The organism is Pseudomonas sp. NFACC37-1, from assembly GCF_900101575.1.
Taxonomy (GTDB): Bacteria; Pseudomonadota; Gammaproteobacteria; order Pseudomonadales; family Pseudomonadaceae; genus Aquipseudomonas; species Aquipseudomonas fluorescens_AA.
This window is the reverse complement of the sequence record NZ_FMUZ01000012.1, coordinates 1-16528: the sequence shown is the minus strand read 5'-3', so window position 1 is coordinate 16528 and position 16528 is coordinate 1. Positions and strand designations below refer to the sequence as shown.

The window sequence follows — 16528 nt, the reverse complement described above, 5'->3', positions numbered from 1 at the left end:
GCTCGAACCCATGGACGACCCGGTGCAGCAAGTCCTGTTGCGCCGGGCCATGGTCCGGGACGCCGAGCGACTGGAGCGGTTCTTTCGCGGTTTCGACGAAGTGTCGTTCTGTGAATGGCAGGACGCCCGATTCTTGCGCGGTGTGTTGTTGCAGGACACCACCACCGCGTACCTGGCCATCGATGCGAGCGGTGACGTGGTGGGCGCGGTGATCGGCGGCATGCTCGGTACCCGTGGCACGATCAATCACTTGGCGGTCAGCCCGCAGCATCGCACCAAAGGCCTGGGCCAGCGCCTGGTGGAGGCCGCATCGGCTGACATGAAGCGGGTAGGCGTGCTGCGCATGTTCCTTTTCGTCGACGATGCTAATCTGGCCGGCAAGCGTTTCTGGGCCGCCCAGGGGTTCTGTGAACCCCGGGGTGAAATCACCTTCGAGAGGGATTTATGAACAAGACTTCCAGCCAGCCGCTGGCGGTCGAACCACAAGCCTCGCGTACCTTTGCTGAAGCCAGTCCGGTGGTAGCGGGTTATTTCACGGTTTCGTTTGTGTTCGGTCTGATGGCGGTCAACGCCGGGCTGCCCCTGTGGTTGCCGGTGGCGATGTGCCTGTTCGTCTACGCGGGTGCTTCGCAATTCGCGGCGCTGGCGTTGATTTCCAGCGGTGCGTCACTGACCACCATCGTGCTCACCACGTTCCTGATCAATGCCCGGCACATGCTGATGTCGGTCTACATGGCCAAGGCCCTGCGTGCGCTGGGGCTCAGTCGTTTCGAACGCTGGTGCTACGCGGCAGGGTTGACGGACGAGTCATTCGCTTTCCACAGCGTCAAGCTCGGCAGCGGGGCGCCGGTGAGCGTGCGCTACCTGGTCGGTTTCAACCTGTTCTGCCATACGTCCTGGGTGCTCGGTGGCTTGCTGGGCGCGGTGTGCGCGCAATACGCGGCGCACCTCATCAAATACCAGCTGGACTATGCGCTGACCGCGATGATGCTCTATGTGCTGGTTTCGTTGTGCGACACCCGCAACAAACTGATCGCGGCCCTGGCGGCCGTCGTCTGCATGGGCGGGCTGAGCCTGCTGGGCAGCTCGCCGTTCAATGTCTTCATTGCCACGTTCGTTGGCTGCGGGGTGGGCGTATGCCTGACCAAACGTTCCTGATCCTGGTCGTGGTCCTGATGATGGCCGTGACCTTCCTGCCACGTGCCCTGCCGTTGCAGGTCAATACCGAGCATTGGCCGCCCTTCGTCGCCCGTGCCCTGGAATACCTGCCAGTGGCGATCGTCGCTGCCATCAGCCTGACCCCGTTATTGATCAAGGACCAGCAGATACAACTCGACCGCCCTGAGTTTTATGCCGCGATTCCGACGCTGTTATGTGCGTATTTCAGCCGTAACCTGTTTCTCAGTGTGGCGCTGGGCACGGCGGCGTACATCGCGCTCGGTTCGTTCCTGTAGCGTCAGGTCCACCACATCGTGCAGCGCCTGGCCAGACAACTCCGGATTGTTCACCGCCAGGCGAACCTCGAGGAAATCCTCGAAGTCCGGGAAAATCGCCAGGCCGTTGCGCAGCGCCGCCTCCCGGGATACCAGCCCCAAGCCATCGAGTTGCGTGATCAACGACAATGTCAGCGTCTCACTGCAGGAATACACCATGCGCTGGCTCGACCCGTATTCACCCAGGCCAGCGTCGAGAAAGCGCAGGAAGCTGCGGGAATACGGACACTCTTCTGCCGGACGCACCTGAAACTTGTCACCGAGCAGGCCAAGGGAGTCGTCTTCGTCGCCACAATGGGCGCCAACCACCCGCACCTGCACATCCGGCATGGCAATGCTGGTAAAACCGCTCTGTTGCTGCCCAATCAGGATCGCCAGGTCAAAATCTTCGTTCCTGAGCTTGCTCAGGTTCTCCATCGACTCGGCGTAGCTGAATTCCAATTGATACTGGGGGAACACGGCGATCAATCGATCGATCATCCGTCGGTTGAATTCCGCCGGCAGGGTGGTATTGAGCGCCACCCGGAGCGTGCGCTGTCGCGGAGTCTTGAGTGCCGCGACTTTTTCTTCCAATTGCCGGGTGGCAATCAGTACCTGATCCATGAAGGGGGTCAGTTCCGAGCCCTGGCTCGTCAACGTCAGGCCCTTGTTCGAGCGTCGGAACAAGCGGAAACCGAACTGTTCCTCGACCTTGTTCAACTGCGCCGCCAACGCCTGCACCGTGAGGCACGAATGCTCGGCCGCTGCCGACAACGAGCCGGTCTGCACGATACGCATGAGGTTGCGTAGGGTTCTGCTATCCATGAGGTAATGCCCTCTGCTTAAGTGGGCTCGCTATTGTTGTGCACCTGGGCCGGCCAGGTGGCCATGCCGGCTATCATCATGCACCTTGCCACGCTTGTCGCGATTTTGTGCCGAAAAGCGCCGGGAGGCGATGGTTGGAGCTTATGCGGGATTTGGGGCTTTTGCCCAGTGGATGCTGGCCAAGACCCATTAGTGGGAACTTGGTTGCGTTTGTTGGCCTGGAAAGCCATGCCGAATGGGTTCAAATAGAGTGTCGCTAGAGTCCGTTTGCGAATAAAAACTTAAAAATAATCCATATGTGTACTATCCTCTAAACACCACCCCGCTAAAAAGGAGCCTAAAGCCATGGCGACTTCCTCCATCACCCTCAACGCGCAGCAGCAATTGGACTCCCCGGATGCGGGTCGAGTCGCGTTGAAGTTTTTCTTCAACCTCATGGCGCTCTGGGGCTGCAGCGTCGAGCAGCAGCGCACCTTGTTGGGTAAGGTGGGAAACACAACCTTCTACAAATACAAACAGTTGCCGGAGAACGTGAGGCTGCCTCGCGATACGCTGGAGCGCATTTCCTACCTCATGGGTATCCACAAGGCGCTGAGCATTATCTTCAGCAATAGCCGGGACCGTGCCTATCAGTGGGTCAGCAGCCCGAATACCGCGGCACCGTTCAATGGCCAGTCGGCGCTGTCCTACATGTTGACCGGGCGGGTGGTGGACATCGCCGATGTGCGGCGATACCTGGACGGAGTGCGCGGTTAATGATGCCACCCCTGGCGGACCCGCAATGGAAACGGGCCTATCGGATCGTCAACAGCAGCTTCCCACCGATTTCGCTGTTTGAAGACGTACTCGACCCGGAAGACCTGCCCACGGCCTACGCCCTGGAAGCGCTGACCAACGATCGGCTGATGGAACAGGCCGGCGTACTGTCCCGGGTCCGCCCCGAGGATCGCGTTTCCGGGCCCGGCTCCTCGCCGGTGATGGCGGCGTTTACCCACATCGGCAAAAGCAGCCGCTTCAGCGACGGCACCTTCGGTGTCTACTACGCCGCCAGCAGCCAGGAAGCCGCCATCGCCGAGACCTGCTACCACCAGGCGCGATTCCTCGGGGCGACCAATGAGCCGGACCTGGAGTTGACCATGCGCACCTACGTCAACAAGGTCGTCAAACCCCTGCACGACATTCGCCACGACTACCCCCACCTCCACAACCCGGACCCTACGGCCTACGGCCCATCCCAGGTGTTCGCCCGGCAGCTGCGGGAAACCTTGTCTTGGGGGTTGCTGTACAACAGCGTCCGCCTGCCGGGTCACGAATGCGTGGCCGCGTTTCGCCCGCCGGCGGTTTCGATTCCGGTGCAAGGCAAGCATATTCGCTACGTCTGGAGTGCCCAGAAGCGGGAGATTTCGTTTGTGTTCGAGGTGAGCGAGGTTTGAAAAGGGCTGCTAGGCAGCCCAGCGGGAGCAAGCTCCCTCGCCACGGGTATTCGATCAAATCTTGAACTGCTGCACCGAAGCCTGCATCGATCCCGCCGCATCGTTCAATTGATCCGCCGTTTGCGTCAGGTTGTGAATCGAACGGGTGTTCTCGCGGGACTGCTCGGCAATCGACTCCACCCGCTGGGCCATTTCATCACTGGCTTTGGATTGCTCGGCAATGGTCTGGGAAATTTCCTCCACCACTTCGGCCGCATGCCGGGCACCGGTGCGGATCTCGCTGATGGACACCCCGGCCTGCTGGGCCAGGTTGACGCCTTCGTCCACGCGGCTGACACACGCCTGCATGTTCGCCACCGCATCCCGTGCACTGGACTGGATGCGTTCGATCATCGCGGTGATTTCCTGGGTGGACTGGGTGGTGCGCGCCGCCAGGTTGCGCACTTCGTCGGCCACCACCGCAAAACCACGGCCCGCTTCACCGGCGCGGGCGGCTTCGATGGCGGCGTTGAGCGCCAGCAAATTGGTCTGTTCGGCGATGCTCTTGATCACCTGAATGATGGAATGGATGTCCTCGGACGAGGCATCCAGCGCGGTGATCTTGCTGGAGGACTGGTTGACCACCTCGGCGATCCGATTCATGCCTTCCACCACCCCGAGAATTACCTGGCCGCCGCTGCTCGCCAATTGTTCGGACTGCGCCGAAATCGTCCGGGCGCTATCGGCGTGCTGATGGATCTGGCTGATGTTCGCCATCATCTGCTCCATGCTCGCCGCCATACTGGTCGCGCTCTGGGCCTGCTGGTCGGCACTGGAGACAATCTGCCGCGCCGTATCGCCCAGGTTCCGGGACGTGCCGTGCAACTCATCGCTCTGGCCGCGGATCGTGGCGATCATCTGCCGCAGATTGGTCTGCATCTGCTCGATCACGCCTTGCAGCTGGCCCAGCTCATCCTTGCTTTGCGTGCCCATGGAGCGCTGCAGATCCCCTTGGGAAATCGCCTGGGTATTGAGGATGATCTTGTTCAGCGGTGTAAGCACCGCCTTGAGCAGGCTCCACGACAACAGCGCCAGCGCCACGCAGGTGGCCAGCAACGTCACGATCAGCCAACGCTCCGAGCTCTGAATGCTGCCGTCCTGATGCTCGCGGGATGACTGCGCCTGGTTCTCGATCAGTTCACTCACTGCCTCGTTGCGCTCCTCCAACGCCGAAAACGCCCCGTCGAACTCCGCCCGCAACGCCTGGCCATCCTGGGCGCCGCTCAGTGCCTTGCTGATTATTTGCTTGGCTTTATCAATGTAGGTCTCCACCTGTGGCTTGAGCTCGCCAATTGCCTTGGCCACATCCTCCGGCAACTTCGCCTCGGCATTTTCGGCGATGACCTTGCGCATCCGCTGCGTATGCTCATCGAACGCCTCCAGCACCTCCTTAGTCCCCTGGGCATCCCCCGGCTTGACCAGCAGAGCGGCGAGCACATCGGCACGAATGGCGTCGTGCATCATGTCCGCCTCCATGTGCTTGCGCATGGCGGAAATGCTGGTCTCGTTCTGCACCAGAGCCTCGGTCATGGAGTGATAGCCCCACAACCCGATACCGCCGAGCAGCAACGCAAAAGAAAGACTGACCAACCCCGAGCCTATGACCTTGGTGCGGATCTTCATCGCTTACTGCTCCTGGAGCGGGAGAATTCTGGAAAAGTGTAGTCGAGCGCGAACGGAGCCTTGCGGTATTCCAGGCGCTTATCTGAGGCTATCGGCGGGGGATTTGATTAGATGAATACGTTGCAAACTGTTTGGACAGGGGCAGGGTGGCGGGAACACAGCCCATTCAGAAATCCCACAAACTCATTGCAGTCAGTAATCGTGTTCTGCCCCCAAATCCGTGGCGAGGGAGCTTGCTCCCGCTGGGCTGCGAAGCAGCCCTTCAATCGTTCCCGTCATACAGAAGAAACCCAATGCTGCTCGACCCAGCGGGCAGCATTGGGCCTGCGGCCCTTAAGCAGGATTACTCCCCGGCGCCTCCAGCACCTTCACCACGTCGTCGATGACGGCCTTGCTCATATCCTGCAAATAACACGACGCCCAGGCATACCGATCCGTACCGCGAATCATCGCCGCGTCCTCGGCCAGGACCTTGGCAACGTGGAGCAGATCGGAAGCGTGGGACAGGGCTTCGCCGATGGGTATGCCGCTGTTGACGCGGAAGAGCGGGTGGTCGGAGTGGTAGCAGAAGGGGGTTAGGCCTGGGGTTTTGATGTCTTGCGGGTTTGGCATTGTCTGGCTCCTTGACTGTGAGAGCCGCAACCGTCCTTTCCTACGGGATTGGGTGGCGGCCATGCACGGGGTAGGAAAACCGGGAATCAAGGCACCCGGCACACCCGAAGGTGTCCCGCGCACAGCCGCCATAACGCATATCGCAGACACAAAAAAAGCGCCTGCAATAGTAAGCGAGGCGCAGCTGATACGCCTTGATTTACTTCGGGTTTCCTACGCCCGGTCGCTGAATTGGCAGCGACCGCTGAAGAGTAGTCAGCGATTGGAGGAGGGGCAATCGTGGCGCGATGCTGGCGAATCCAAAATTGCGTATCCAGATTTTACCTGGCTTGTAGCCTCTAACTGGCTGGAGTCCAGTGGTCTGAAACCTTCTTTTCATGGGGCAATGGCAAAGCGTTTACGAAAAATCGTCGATATCCACTCGTCGCCACTGTCAGTCCTGACAGTGGCGAATTTATTGTGGATACATCCAAGCTAGGTTTGCTCAGTCTGGACGCGGTGTGGAAGAAGTCATCTGGCTCAAGGTGGTCTTCAGGATGAGGCAATTTATTCTTTCCGACATCTTGGCTTTTCCAGCCTCTTCCGCTCAGTCGCATGCAACGATTCCATTGATGGAAGGGCCTGGCATGGTCATTGATGGTGAAGTATTCAGAAGTGAATACGCGGATGTGAACGGCATTCGCATGCACTATCTGGTGAGCGGTAACGGTGAAAGACCGGTGCTTCTGATCCATGGCTTTCCGGGAAGCTGGAGGAATTGGGAGGCCGTGATGGGGCGCTTGGTGCGCGCTGGCTACACTCCTGTCGTTCCTGATTATCGTGGCGCCGGAGAAACGGATATTTCAGCCAGTGGTTATGACAAGAAGAACATGGCGCTGGATCTGCATGAGCTAATTAAAAAACTGCAGATGAATCGGGTTGATGTTGTGGGGCACGACATGGGTTTGATTGTCGCCTATGCCTACGGCGCACTTTATCCATACGAAACCAAACACATCGTCTTAATGGACGGCTTTATCCCGGGTATTCCAGGGTGGGAGATTCCTTTTAATGGCAACCCCGCAACCGGTATCTCGAGCAAGTGGCATTTTCGCTTCTTTGGAAGCACCGCCGAAAAAATGATCAAGGGTAAAGAAAAGATTTACCTGGACATGTTTTTCGATGAGTTCGTTTACCCAGGAAATCCCAAGGTAACGCAAGAGGTGCGCGAGGCCTTGTTGAACGATTATTCCCGGTCAGGGCGCATGGGCGCAGCTTTCAAACTTTATTCGGCCTGGATAGAGCATGACGCAAATGACAATCAGGCATTCGCTGAAAATAAACTGACCCTCCCGGTGCTCACCATTGGCGGGGATCACTCAAGAGGCAAGACGTTGGCCGAGCAAGTGCAGCACATTACCTCGCAACCCCATTCCTTGATCTTGCAAAATACCGGGCATTGGGTGCTTGAGGAAAAAGCGGAAGCTACCAGTCAAGCGATCCTGGATTTCTTGCGAAATTAAGGAGTGCTTAGGTCTTGGCGAGTTGCGACGGAGGCAGGGGTAGGGGATATCAATACCCCAGAAACAACAAAGCCCTCGCATTTCTGCGAGGGCTTGTTTTGTATGGTGCGGCACCAGGAGTCGAAAAAGTGCGGTAACCATATGATGTTAATAGATTAATTATTATAATAATCGCCAGGCTATCCCTAAAAATATCCTTTTCTTCTTTCTGAACATCCCGGATGTGATCAACTTAAGCAGCCGAGGGGAATATTTACATTGTCCGCCCAACAGATTAATTACTATCGAATTCCGCAATTCTATTGCATCTTTATGTAGCGGTGCGTATTTCTACATGCCTAGAGAAGGATAGCGGAGTTGTAGTTGTTAAGTGTAGGTGTGGCCAAGACTTTAAGGTGGTGCTATATTTGCACGCACATAACGTTGTTGCTATGTTGTCTATGTTAGTGAGAGTGTAAGGCGGGGATAATGGCCAAAGTTGAAGTCAAAGCAAAAGGGATTAAAAATAGGCTTAAGGCTATCAAGCCTTATAGGGCTGTAGCTGAATATATATGGAATGGCTTTGATGCCGGTGCGACTTCTGTTGATGTTAGATACGAAGTTGATGATCTGGGGGGTGTCAAAAATCTCGCTGTACAGGACAATGGATCGGGAATTCCACACCTTCAGGTTGAGAATAAGTTTAAACCTATTCTCTCTTCTGAAAAAAGAGATCTTGAGGTGCAGCACTCACTTGTACATGGTAAAAATGGCCTTGGACGCTTGACCTTTTTCCATTTTGCACAAAGAGCAATATGGAGGACTCGATATGCCAGCGGTGATGAAGTATATGAGTATGAAATAAAAGTAAGCGATGATGACATTGACAACTACAGCTTCTCCTCTGAGGAAAAAGTTTCCGGTAGAGAGGTAGGCACGTGTGTTAGTTTTGAAAATATTATCGGCCTGTCCGAGTCTTACATTAAGGATGAGTTGACTTCATACCTGATTAAGGATTTCGCATGGCTGTTGGAGCTGAAAAGAGATCAAGGTTTCGCGATTCGTATTAATGGCAATGATATACCCTGTGAGTCGCTCGTTAGAGATTCAGAGGAATTTACTCTAAATATTGCTGACTGCCTCTTTGATGTTAAGTTTGTAAGGTGGTCTAAGAAATTGAATCGCCACTTCTCCCGATTCTATTGTTCAGATCTTGTGGGTAGCTTTAAGTATTCACGCCCGACGACCCTGAATAATAAAGGTGATGAGTTTTATCATAGTGTTTTTGTGGTTAGTGATTACTTCAAAGATTTTAGTGTTGGGAAGGAAGGCGGGCAAATTGATCTGTTATCCCCTCGGACGGATCAATCTGAAGAATTCAAGGAGCTGATAAAGAGCGTTAATTCATTCTTGAGAGCTAAGCGTAAACCTTTCATTGTCGATCATGCCAAGAAGCTAGTAGAAGAGTTCGAGGCTAAAGGCTACTTTCCTGAATTTAATTCGAAGAATAATTGGGAACTAGCGCGGCATGAAGATCTGAAAGAGATCATTACTCAACTTTATCAGGTAGAGCCAAAAATATTTTCCAACTTGAACCCTACTCAAAAGGTGACCTTCATAAGGTTTATATCGTTAATTGTTGACAGTGGTGAGGTTGAGGATTTATTCAAAATACTTGACGGTGTAATAGATTTGTCCTCAGGGGAGAGGGAGCGCTTTGCGCGTCAACTGCAAACAACCAAAATGTCATCGATAGTAAATACCATTGAGTTGATAAGCGATCGATATAAGTCTGTTGCGGAATTTAAAAAACTGGTATTTGATCCGAATATGTATGCCGGAGAAGTCCCGCATCTGCAGAAGATGATGGAGAAAAATTACTGGCTTATAGGTGAGGAGTACCAACTTCTAACCGCCGCTGAGCCCAAATTTGAAGAAGCTTTACGCCGATATACATATTTGCTGCATGGTATAGGTAGTAAGGATACAGTTGATCACGAGAGCAAAAACAGAGAAATGGATTTGTTTCTTGTTAGGCAAGGGAAGAAACAAAACATAGTAGAAAATATAGTTCTAGAGCTAAAGCATCCTACGAATATACGACTGGGCAAGAAAGAGTTTGATCAAGTTTATGATTATTATCAGGTAATTAGATCAATTGATCAGTTTAACGGTTCAAATATGGATTGGAAATTTTATTTGATAGGGAATCAATTTGATTCAACTGGTTATATTGAAAGCCAGATAAAGAGTCATAAAAATCATGGTGAGCCTGGATTGATGTTTATTGGTGAGTATCGAGTGTACGCATTTAGATGGAGTGAGATTTTTACTGAGTTTGAGTTGAAGCACGATTTTTTAAATAAAAATCTCCAACTCGAATTGGAACGGCTTACTGATGGCAGGCATGATTCTGCAGACGACATAGTGGCTGCGGTGAGAACCTCTGATGCTCCGAAAGAAATGGTCGCTTAGCCGCATACTTAGGCTTCTTAAAGTCAGACTTCGGCTACCGGTGTGGTAACCCGCTCTCAGAAACAACACTGTTTTCTGCGCCGATTGTCACGAGTGGGGTCGCCGTTCCCTGCCGTCGGGTTCGGTGAAGAGATCGGTAACCACAGTCCAGATCTCATCTAAGTTCATAGCGCTTTGCCATCACGGAATTCCTTTCCGTAGATGGCTGCAGGCCCCACAAAATCTCAGCTTTCGAGGGGGGCGATTGGGTTTCTCGGTATTTCGTACAAAGCCTAAACCACCTGAGCTTTGAACGGTTTCGGATAAGAGCTTCATTGGCGCAAAAAAAACTGGCAGTAAGGGCGATCGCGTCTGCTTAAAAATACGCGACCACCATCGTCCTCAATGCTCGGAGCTCGGAGGGTGAGTTGGCCGGACGAGTACCACGCAGCTTTCCGGGCAGGAGGTGCGGCCTAGGTACATCCTAATACATGCGATCCCTATTTGCGCATCCTTAACTACTACATAATTATAGACCTTAAACATTCCATTGTAGGCATCGTGATGCACTGCCAGTGCTTTAATGGCTTGCCATTGATTTCAAGCAATTTAAACCCCATCCTAATATAGGTGGGGTTAGGGGCGCATATTTAGTTAACATACAGAAATCTGCGCGCCCTCAGCTAACTTTGGAATCGTAGAAATTTCTCAATAGGTCAAGTCAACTGTAAAAATCTCTCTTTATTAGCTCCGTTCTGATTTTTTCATAAATCTCATTTTCGCCAAGTAATAAACCGTTCTCAAAGCAGTCAATTATAATCCAATCTGGCGTTTCACAGGCAAGATTTTTAAAGACATGATAAACTTTCTCAAGGTAGCTTTCGTCTTCTTCGTGAAGGTCTTTCTTTTTATCGGTGTAATCCCTTAGCTCTTTTTTAAGGATCAAGTTTCCTGAAACTTCCGGGGGGACGTCGAGAAAGATTGTCAGGTCTGGCTTGGGTAACTTGTAGATCTTGAATTCTAACTCTTCAATCCATTGCGAAATTTCATCACGGGCTTCAGTTGAAAGTTTTGCGCTTTGATGGGCGACGTTAGAATAAACATAACGGTCACAAATAAGAATTCCGTTGCCGGCAATCTTGCTTAGAATATCATCTCTAGACTCGTATCTATCGCCAGCATACAGCATTGCCGAAAGCTTAGGGCTAATGGACTCGAGAGTACCAAATTCCCCATTTAGGTAGCGCCCAACTTCACGGCCGAAAAACGTCTCTCCATATCGTGGGAAAGACATTTTCTCGCACTTAAAGCCGTTATCTAAAAAGCCTTGAAGGATTTTGTTTGACTGAGTGTTTTTACCACTACCATCAATACCTTCGATCGCAATTATCTTTCCCATACGTCACCGCTTAACAATCGAATGAAGTCTAACGCCATTTGATAAAAGAAGATTCTTCCCATTTTTCCCTTGTGGTTCAAAGGCCACAAGGCAGTCGCCAATTACGCAGCCGAAGTGACGCAGATCGCTCACCAGTGAGCAGACTTTCCTTCCGCCAGTAGTGCTATCGTCTACGACCAAGCCAACCATGCCTGGCCTTAGATCGAATCCATAATCAATTTTCGATAGGGCACTTAGTGTGGGGTCGTCCACTCGGTACTTTTCCTCGTGACAATCGTGCAATACCAGTGGTTTTTGCAAGATTTTAGCAAACTCATAAGCGATAAATGGCGAGCCACTCTTCGGGCATGCTACGAAGTCGAAAGAGTCAGCACTAAACTCAGAGATATTATTTTTCAAATATGTGCTTAGGCATCTAGCAATCAATACTGCCTCTTTCGGGTCACACGAGGCGGACATCAAATCGGCGAAGTCCTTAATTTTAAAGTCAGAAGTGCGGCCAACTTTAAAGTCTCCTTTCCTCAAGTGTTTGGCTATAATTTTTTTTACTTCGGAAGCAATGTCGGAATTTCCATCAAAATATGAAGCAAGCTTCGATCGAAATCGTAATTTTTTTTGTTCGGAAAAGTCTACTCCCATATCTTTTAGAATGTCTTTAAGCTCCCTGACTCTATTTCGTAGCAAAAACCTCGACAAAGCCTGAGGTAAAAAACCACTCCACTCTAGGAGAGTCAGAATTCCCCCTAGCGCAAGTATCGCAAGTACGGCTGCAGAAAAGAACGCGCCTGAAAATGTATTTAGTCCTGAAAGCACGTCACTCATAGCGTTCACTTATATGTTTTCCAGTTCGCCAAGACTTTCTTAAAGAAATCTTCATCAACACCTGCATCACTTATTACGGAATCAACCGCTTTCTTTCTCAGGTCCGGAGGAAAATACATTGCGTCACTAAGAGAGCCCTCAATAGCCTTCACTATAGAAAAAGCCGCTTCTAAGTCAGATACGGCATGCCCACTCAAGCTCCGCGACCTGGTATCAAATACAACCAAATCAACTCTCTGAGATTGAATCATTGAGTAATAATGGTATTCAGTATTTTTCTGGTCGTAAGAAACGGAGTCAAACCCTAAAGAGCCGAGCAGGGCTACAATTAAGTTCTGGGGGTCAGAGAATGAGGAAATTGCTGTAGGGAAGTCTTTCCCTTCAATCTCATTGATTCTGTCTTTTACATATATAATTTCGTTGTTTGCGTTCATTCGGACCTCCAGAAATTAATGGCTTCGACACTGTTATTATAACAGATATACTTTTTCGCACGAAAGAAGTTTAAAATGTATTCCATGTCATTGCTAGCGCACACATAGAGTCCAGTTGAAGGAATTGGCGCCTTAATCAAATCTGGTCTACTGTTGGATGATGTAAAATTAAATATGTCGCCGACAACTACAGAGCAGCCAGTGCGATCTATCACGTTGGCGAATAAATCCAAATCATTTATTGTAACGCTGTCTAGTACAGGCTTAATGTAAATGCAAACCTTTAAGCCGTTCGACAGCAGTTCGGTTATTTCTCTGAATCTATCTTGGGGTTTTGATGTTCCTTTTTCATAGGTGCGCCACTGAGATATTGTTGAGCATGATATAAATAGAGATAGCTGCCCGCTCCACTGTATTAACGGAAAAATATCTGCTAGCTGAGTAGTGCTCACCGAGCGTTTGGTCGCGAACTGTATCGGATTTAAAAAATCAAGTGCTGCTTTTATAAAATCTTTTGTGACGGCGATATTAGCGGAACTCCAGCACTCTGAGTAGCATCCAATAGAGATGACTGTCCCTTCCTTACCTTTTCTAAAACCCGGGAAAGCAAGCAGACCTTCAATCAGAAACTCAGCACTTTTGGGGCTTATGGTTTTTTTTCCAATATCTAGACCTTGTGTTCCTAAATAACAATAGGAGCAGTTAGAGTCACACCCTAAAGTAGGGTTTATGAAGATGCGGTCCTTAGTGCCTGAGATGTAACTAGCCATTCACTCCCCCTATGCCACTATCTTTAATGGGGGGGCAACCCGCCTTCTCCAAGTTTATATTCATCCCTAAAGCGGAAAGAACAACTAAAACCAATCCCATCCTGACTGTTTCTTTACCAGCTTCTAGGTCAACAATAAACCGCACTCCCACACCCGCAGTGTCTGCCAGCTGACGCTGCGTCATATGCAAAGCTTTTCGCGACGTTGCCACAGTGCTACCAATTAAGGCACAAGAACCGACGAAAGCCATGATGAATGTCCAAAAACAATTTGGTTAGCTATTTCTACCTATTGTACATTTTTTCCCGATCGGGAAATTAACATTAGCTTACGACTCAGCTTTTCTGGTGAAGAATGGCAGTCAGGGGAGGTGCCTGAGCCATAAATTCAGTGTGGTGAACCAGACCTGTACCAGATCCTTTGAAATGCCGATTCCCGCAGAATCCGTCGCCATTAGCGCCAGCAGGCCAAAACGGGATGAGCTCCCCAACGCAGACCAGGAGCGGGGTACCGATGTCTCCGCTCTGTCCTGTCGCAGCGGACGACCGGGAGCCGATGATCACTTGACGCTCAATGGCATCTCCGTCTTTCGGGGCCTCTGCTTAGGCACGGCAGGGCGGGACACGCCAGTGGGCTTCGGTCCATGGTTAGTGCAAGGGGGATATCTGCCGTTGGAGCAAGGGAGGTGATGGTCCTTGGTCTTCGCGCAGTTGCATAGCCATCCTCCAAAAATTGCCAATCTCTTCCCCACGTCATCCCGCCACGAATGTTGAGTGTTATCAGGGATCAAGGCCCCTGCGACCTGTGAGGGTTGTCCACTAACGCGGGACTGGCGGCTCTTTACGACCGGGAGCTTGGGCATCTCATGATCTGGCCTCCTGAACACCTCCGAAGAGGTGGGCGGGTGGAGGCTGCGCTGGCTGACGAAACCGGCGCCGCGAGATTCTGAGTCGGGTGAAGGCAGTGAGGCGATGACCGGGGCATGCCTGACTGTCAGTCAGGTGCAGTCCATTCCGTGGGCTGCGGCACCATCATCTGCATCGCTGTTGCTGGTGACTTCGGTGTTTGTCACGTCGATTGTCACGAGGGGTAATGCCGCAAAGCCTTGTACAAGTTGGGCTGCAGCAGTGGTAGGAGCGCCCGTCTCTTTCCGGGAGAAAGAGACGGACGCAGCTTGGCGCAGGGGAATGGCCAAGCGGATAGGTTGCTGCAGGGCAGATATGAAAGGGGATGAGTTGCCGCAGTGGGCACACTGGTAAAAGTAGGCATCCATCACATCGCTGTGACCGTGCGAGCCGCCGGACGCTAATCGCACTTTGGGAGAACCACCACCGTGTGGCGTAGCCTTAAAGGTTCTGGCTACCTGGGTTGCTGTCGACGACAGCGCTTTGCCCGATCTTTTCTACGCCTGTGGATAATTCGGGTCAAGACGCCAATTTTCAGGACTTCTGCGGTTGTGGATGAAATTATCCACCGGTGGAAATCCGTGGTTTTCCACAGACAGTTGCGTGGGCTTTGGATTTTTTAAGTGAGGTCCATCCAAGCAGGGCGGCTTTGCAGCCCTGTTTGGATGGACCCGCGTGGACAAGCGGATCACAGAGATATGAAGACCGAGCGCTTACTCGGTTGCGCCAGGTTTTGCTTTTAGGCGAGTGACGTTCGCTCCGGTCTGGTTTGCGAATTCGTGTGGAGTGACATGCTCCTGCCGGTTGGCCTCCAGATACCGGCTCCACCAGTTCATGATCAGCCTGCGCTCCTCGATGAACTCGGCCTTGTGGATGTAAGCGGCACGGACGTTGTTGCGTTCCTTGTGGCTCATCTGCCTTTCAATGGCGGTCTCGGACCACAGTCCTGACTCGATCAGTGCGCTGCAGGCCATTGAACGAAACCCATGCCCGCAGATATCGGTTTTGGTGTCGTATCCCATCGTCCGAAGCGCGTTGTTCACGGTATTTTCGGACATGGGCTTCCAGGGTTTGGCATCCCCTGCGAAGACCAATGCGAATTTGCCTGTGAGTGCATGGATTTTTTCGAGTAGCGCCACTGCTTGCGGCGATAAGGATACTAAATGGATATCCCCTGCCATCTTCGTACCCCTTGTGGAAAAGGGTACGCCTTCCAACGCTGGTCGAGTGTCCGGTATCTCCCAGGTACCGCGCTTGAGGTCGAACTCGCTCCAGCGGGCGAAACGCAGTTCGCTGGATCGTACAAACACATGCAGCGACAGCATCACCGTCAGACGGGTAAGTGCCCGGCCTTTATAGGTGTCGATCCGCTCCTGCAATTCCGGCAGTCGCGATAAGGGTAGAGCGGGGCGATGCACCACCCGCAGGGCCTTGATCGAGCCTTCGAGGTCGTAAGCAGGGTTTATGGTGATAAGCCGGAGGCGCTTTGCCTCGCGCATGATGCTCTGCAGGTAGTTTTGTACCCTTAAAGCAACGTCTATCGTTCCGCGCTTCTTGATCGCTTCCAAGGGCTGCATAAGGTCATGGGTGTCGAGATCAACAATGGCGCGTGCGCCGATCAGCGGGAATACGTGGGTTTTGAGGCGGCTCATCACTGTCTTGGAATGGCCAGGTGCCCACTTGGCCGACATTTCCGTATGCCAGTCGAGCGCAACGCTTTCAAAGGTTCTGCCTTTGATTACGGCTTCCGCCTTAGCTTGGTGCTTGGTCTCTATAGGATCAACGCCATCCGCCAGCATTCGCTTGACTTCCAAGCGTTTGCGGCGTGCATCGGCGAGGCCAATGACGGGGTAGTTGCCGAACGAGGTCAGTCCTTCCCGTCCGTCAGGTTTGACGTAACGGAGCCGCCAGCCTTTGCGGCCATTGGGTTGGACTAGAAGATAGAGGCCATCGCCGTCGAAAAGCTTGTAGGCGCGGACTGTAGGTTTTTGCCAAGCGGCAAGCTGCGTCGGAGAGCGGAGCTGTGGTGCGCGACATAAGGGTACTCCCTTTTATCGAAGTGACCTGTATCCCAAACTCTACCCTTAAAACGGTTGGAATCCACCAGTTTCTGACGGAAACCGATGGAACCCCAAAACGAAAAAACCCGCCAGAAGGCGGGTTTTTCGGGGGTTTCAGAGATTTTGAAAGCCTTCTCTGGAACCTTGTATGGTGCCGGCACCAGGAGTCGAACCCGGGACCTACTGATTACAAGTCAGT

At 52.2% G+C, this 16528-nt stretch carries 15 protein-coding genes and 1 pseudogene; 7 read left to right on the top strand and 9 right to left on the bottom strand.

Annotated features, from left to right (window positions below):
- The first annotated feature begins 10 nt into the window (after positions 1-10).
- Genes BLP82_RS14810 through BLP82_RS14800 form a run of 3 tightly spaced genes read left to right on the top strand, consistent with a single transcriptional unit; the run spans position 11 to position 1454 of the window.
- Positions 11-448 carry a GNAT family N-acetyltransferase gene (locus BLP82_RS14810; protein WP_170842317.1) on the top strand — a complete coding sequence of 146 codons (438 nt, stop codon included), beginning with the start codon at positions 11-13 and terminating at the stop codon, positions 446-448.
- Complete coding sequence (locus tag BLP82_RS14805) at positions 445-1158, top strand: AzlC family ABC transporter permease (protein WP_053117411.1); 714 nt, start codon at positions 445-447, stop codon at positions 1156-1158. Before BLP82_RS14810 ends, BLP82_RS14805 begins: the two co-directional genes overlap by 4 nt.
- The gene (locus BLP82_RS14800; protein ID WP_072409143.1) at positions 1137-1454 is read left to right on the top strand and encodes an AzlD domain-containing protein; all 318 of its coding nucleotides are present in this window, start codon (positions 1137-1139) and stop codon (positions 1452-1454) included. Before BLP82_RS14805 ends, BLP82_RS14800 begins: the two co-directional genes overlap by 22 nt.
- On the opposite strand, the gene BLP82_RS14795 is transcribed toward BLP82_RS14800, so the two are convergent.
- Positions 1371-2297 carry a LysR family transcriptional regulator gene (locus tag BLP82_RS14795; RefSeq protein WP_092169140.1) on the bottom strand — a complete coding sequence of 309 codons (927 nt, stop codon included), beginning with the start codon at positions 2295-2297 and terminating at the stop codon, positions 1371-1373. The two genes, BLP82_RS14800 and BLP82_RS14795, sit on opposite strands and share 84 nt — an antisense overlap.
- Before the next feature lie 345 nt (positions 2298-2642).
- On the opposite strand from BLP82_RS14795, the gene BLP82_RS14790 reads away from it, so the two are divergent.
- Together BLP82_RS14790 and BLP82_RS14785 are read left to right on the top strand one after the other, a co-directional pair.
- Positions 2643-3053 (top strand): MbcA/ParS/Xre antitoxin family protein, encoded by a 411-nt coding sequence (locus BLP82_RS14790; RefSeq protein WP_060739641.1) that lies wholly within the window; start codon positions 2643-2645, stop codon positions 3051-3053.
- Positions 3053-3730, top strand: coding sequence for an RES family NAD+ phosphorylase (locus tag BLP82_RS14785; protein WP_060739640.1), 678 nt, complete (start codon positions 3053-3055; stop codon positions 3728-3730). The genes BLP82_RS14790 and BLP82_RS14785 overlap by 1 nt, the downstream gene beginning before the upstream one ends.
- Positions 3731-3784: 54 nt before the next feature.
- On the opposite strand, the gene BLP82_RS14780 is transcribed toward BLP82_RS14785, so the two are convergent.
- Complete coding sequence (locus BLP82_RS14780) at positions 3785-5392, bottom strand: methyl-accepting chemotaxis protein (RefSeq protein ID WP_092169137.1); 1608 nt, start codon at positions 5390-5392, stop codon at positions 3785-3787.
- A gap of 333 nt (positions 5393-5725) precedes the next feature.
- The gene (locus tag BLP82_RS14775) at positions 5726-6004 is read right to left on the bottom strand and encodes a DUF3077 domain-containing protein (protein ID WP_092169134.1); all 279 of its coding nucleotides are present in this window, start codon (positions 6002-6004) and stop codon (positions 5726-5728) included.
- A gap of 500 nt (positions 6005-6504) precedes the next feature.
- On the opposite strand from BLP82_RS14775, the gene BLP82_RS14770 reads away from it, so the two are divergent.
- Positions 6505-7506 (top strand): alpha/beta fold hydrolase, encoded by a 1002-nt coding sequence (locus tag BLP82_RS14770; RefSeq protein WP_256576607.1) that lies wholly within the window; start codon positions 6505-6507, stop codon positions 7504-7506.
- A 468-nt stretch (positions 7507-7974) separates the two neighbouring features.
- The gene (locus BLP82_RS14765) at positions 7975-9960 is read left to right on the top strand and encodes an ATP-binding protein (RefSeq protein ID WP_092169131.1); all 1986 of its coding nucleotides are present in this window, start codon (positions 7975-7977) and stop codon (positions 9958-9960) included.
- Between the two features lie 700 nt (positions 9961-10660).
- Here BLP82_RS14765 and tmk read toward each other — a convergent pair.
- The 6 genes and pseudogenes from tmk to BLP82_RS14730 all read right to left on the bottom strand — a co-directional run bounded on the left by tmk (position 10661) and on the right by BLP82_RS14730 (position 16306).
- Complete coding sequence (gene tmk, locus BLP82_RS14760; protein ID WP_092169128.1) at positions 10661-11338, bottom strand: dTMP kinase; 678 nt, start codon at positions 11336-11338, stop codon at positions 10661-10663.
- Between the two features lie 3 nt (positions 11339-11341).
- Entirely contained in the window at positions 11342-12160 is an 819-nt protein-coding gene (locus BLP82_RS14755; protein ID WP_139197860.1) for a hypothetical protein, read from the bottom strand.
- Positions 12161-12165: 5 nt separating this feature from the next.
- On the bottom strand, positions 12166-12594 hold the full coding sequence (locus tag BLP82_RS14750) for a hypothetical protein (RefSeq protein ID WP_092169122.1): 429 nt from the start codon (positions 12592-12594) through the stop codon (positions 12166-12168).
- Positions 12591-13364, bottom strand: coding sequence for a radical SAM family protein (locus BLP82_RS30530; protein ID WP_139197859.1), 774 nt, complete (start codon positions 13362-13364; stop codon positions 12591-12593). Before BLP82_RS30530 ends, BLP82_RS14750 begins: the two co-directional genes overlap by 4 nt.
- Positions 13357-13614 (bottom strand): helix-turn-helix domain-containing protein, encoded by a 258-nt coding sequence (locus BLP82_RS14745; RefSeq protein WP_092169119.1) that lies wholly within the window; start codon positions 13612-13614, stop codon positions 13357-13359. Before BLP82_RS14745 ends, BLP82_RS30530 begins: the two co-directional genes overlap by 8 nt.
- 1368 nt (positions 13615-14982) lie before the next feature.
- Positions 14983-16306: pseudogene (locus BLP82_RS14730) on the bottom strand (tyrosine-type recombinase/integrase).
- Between the last annotated feature and the right edge of the window lie 222 nt (positions 16307-16528).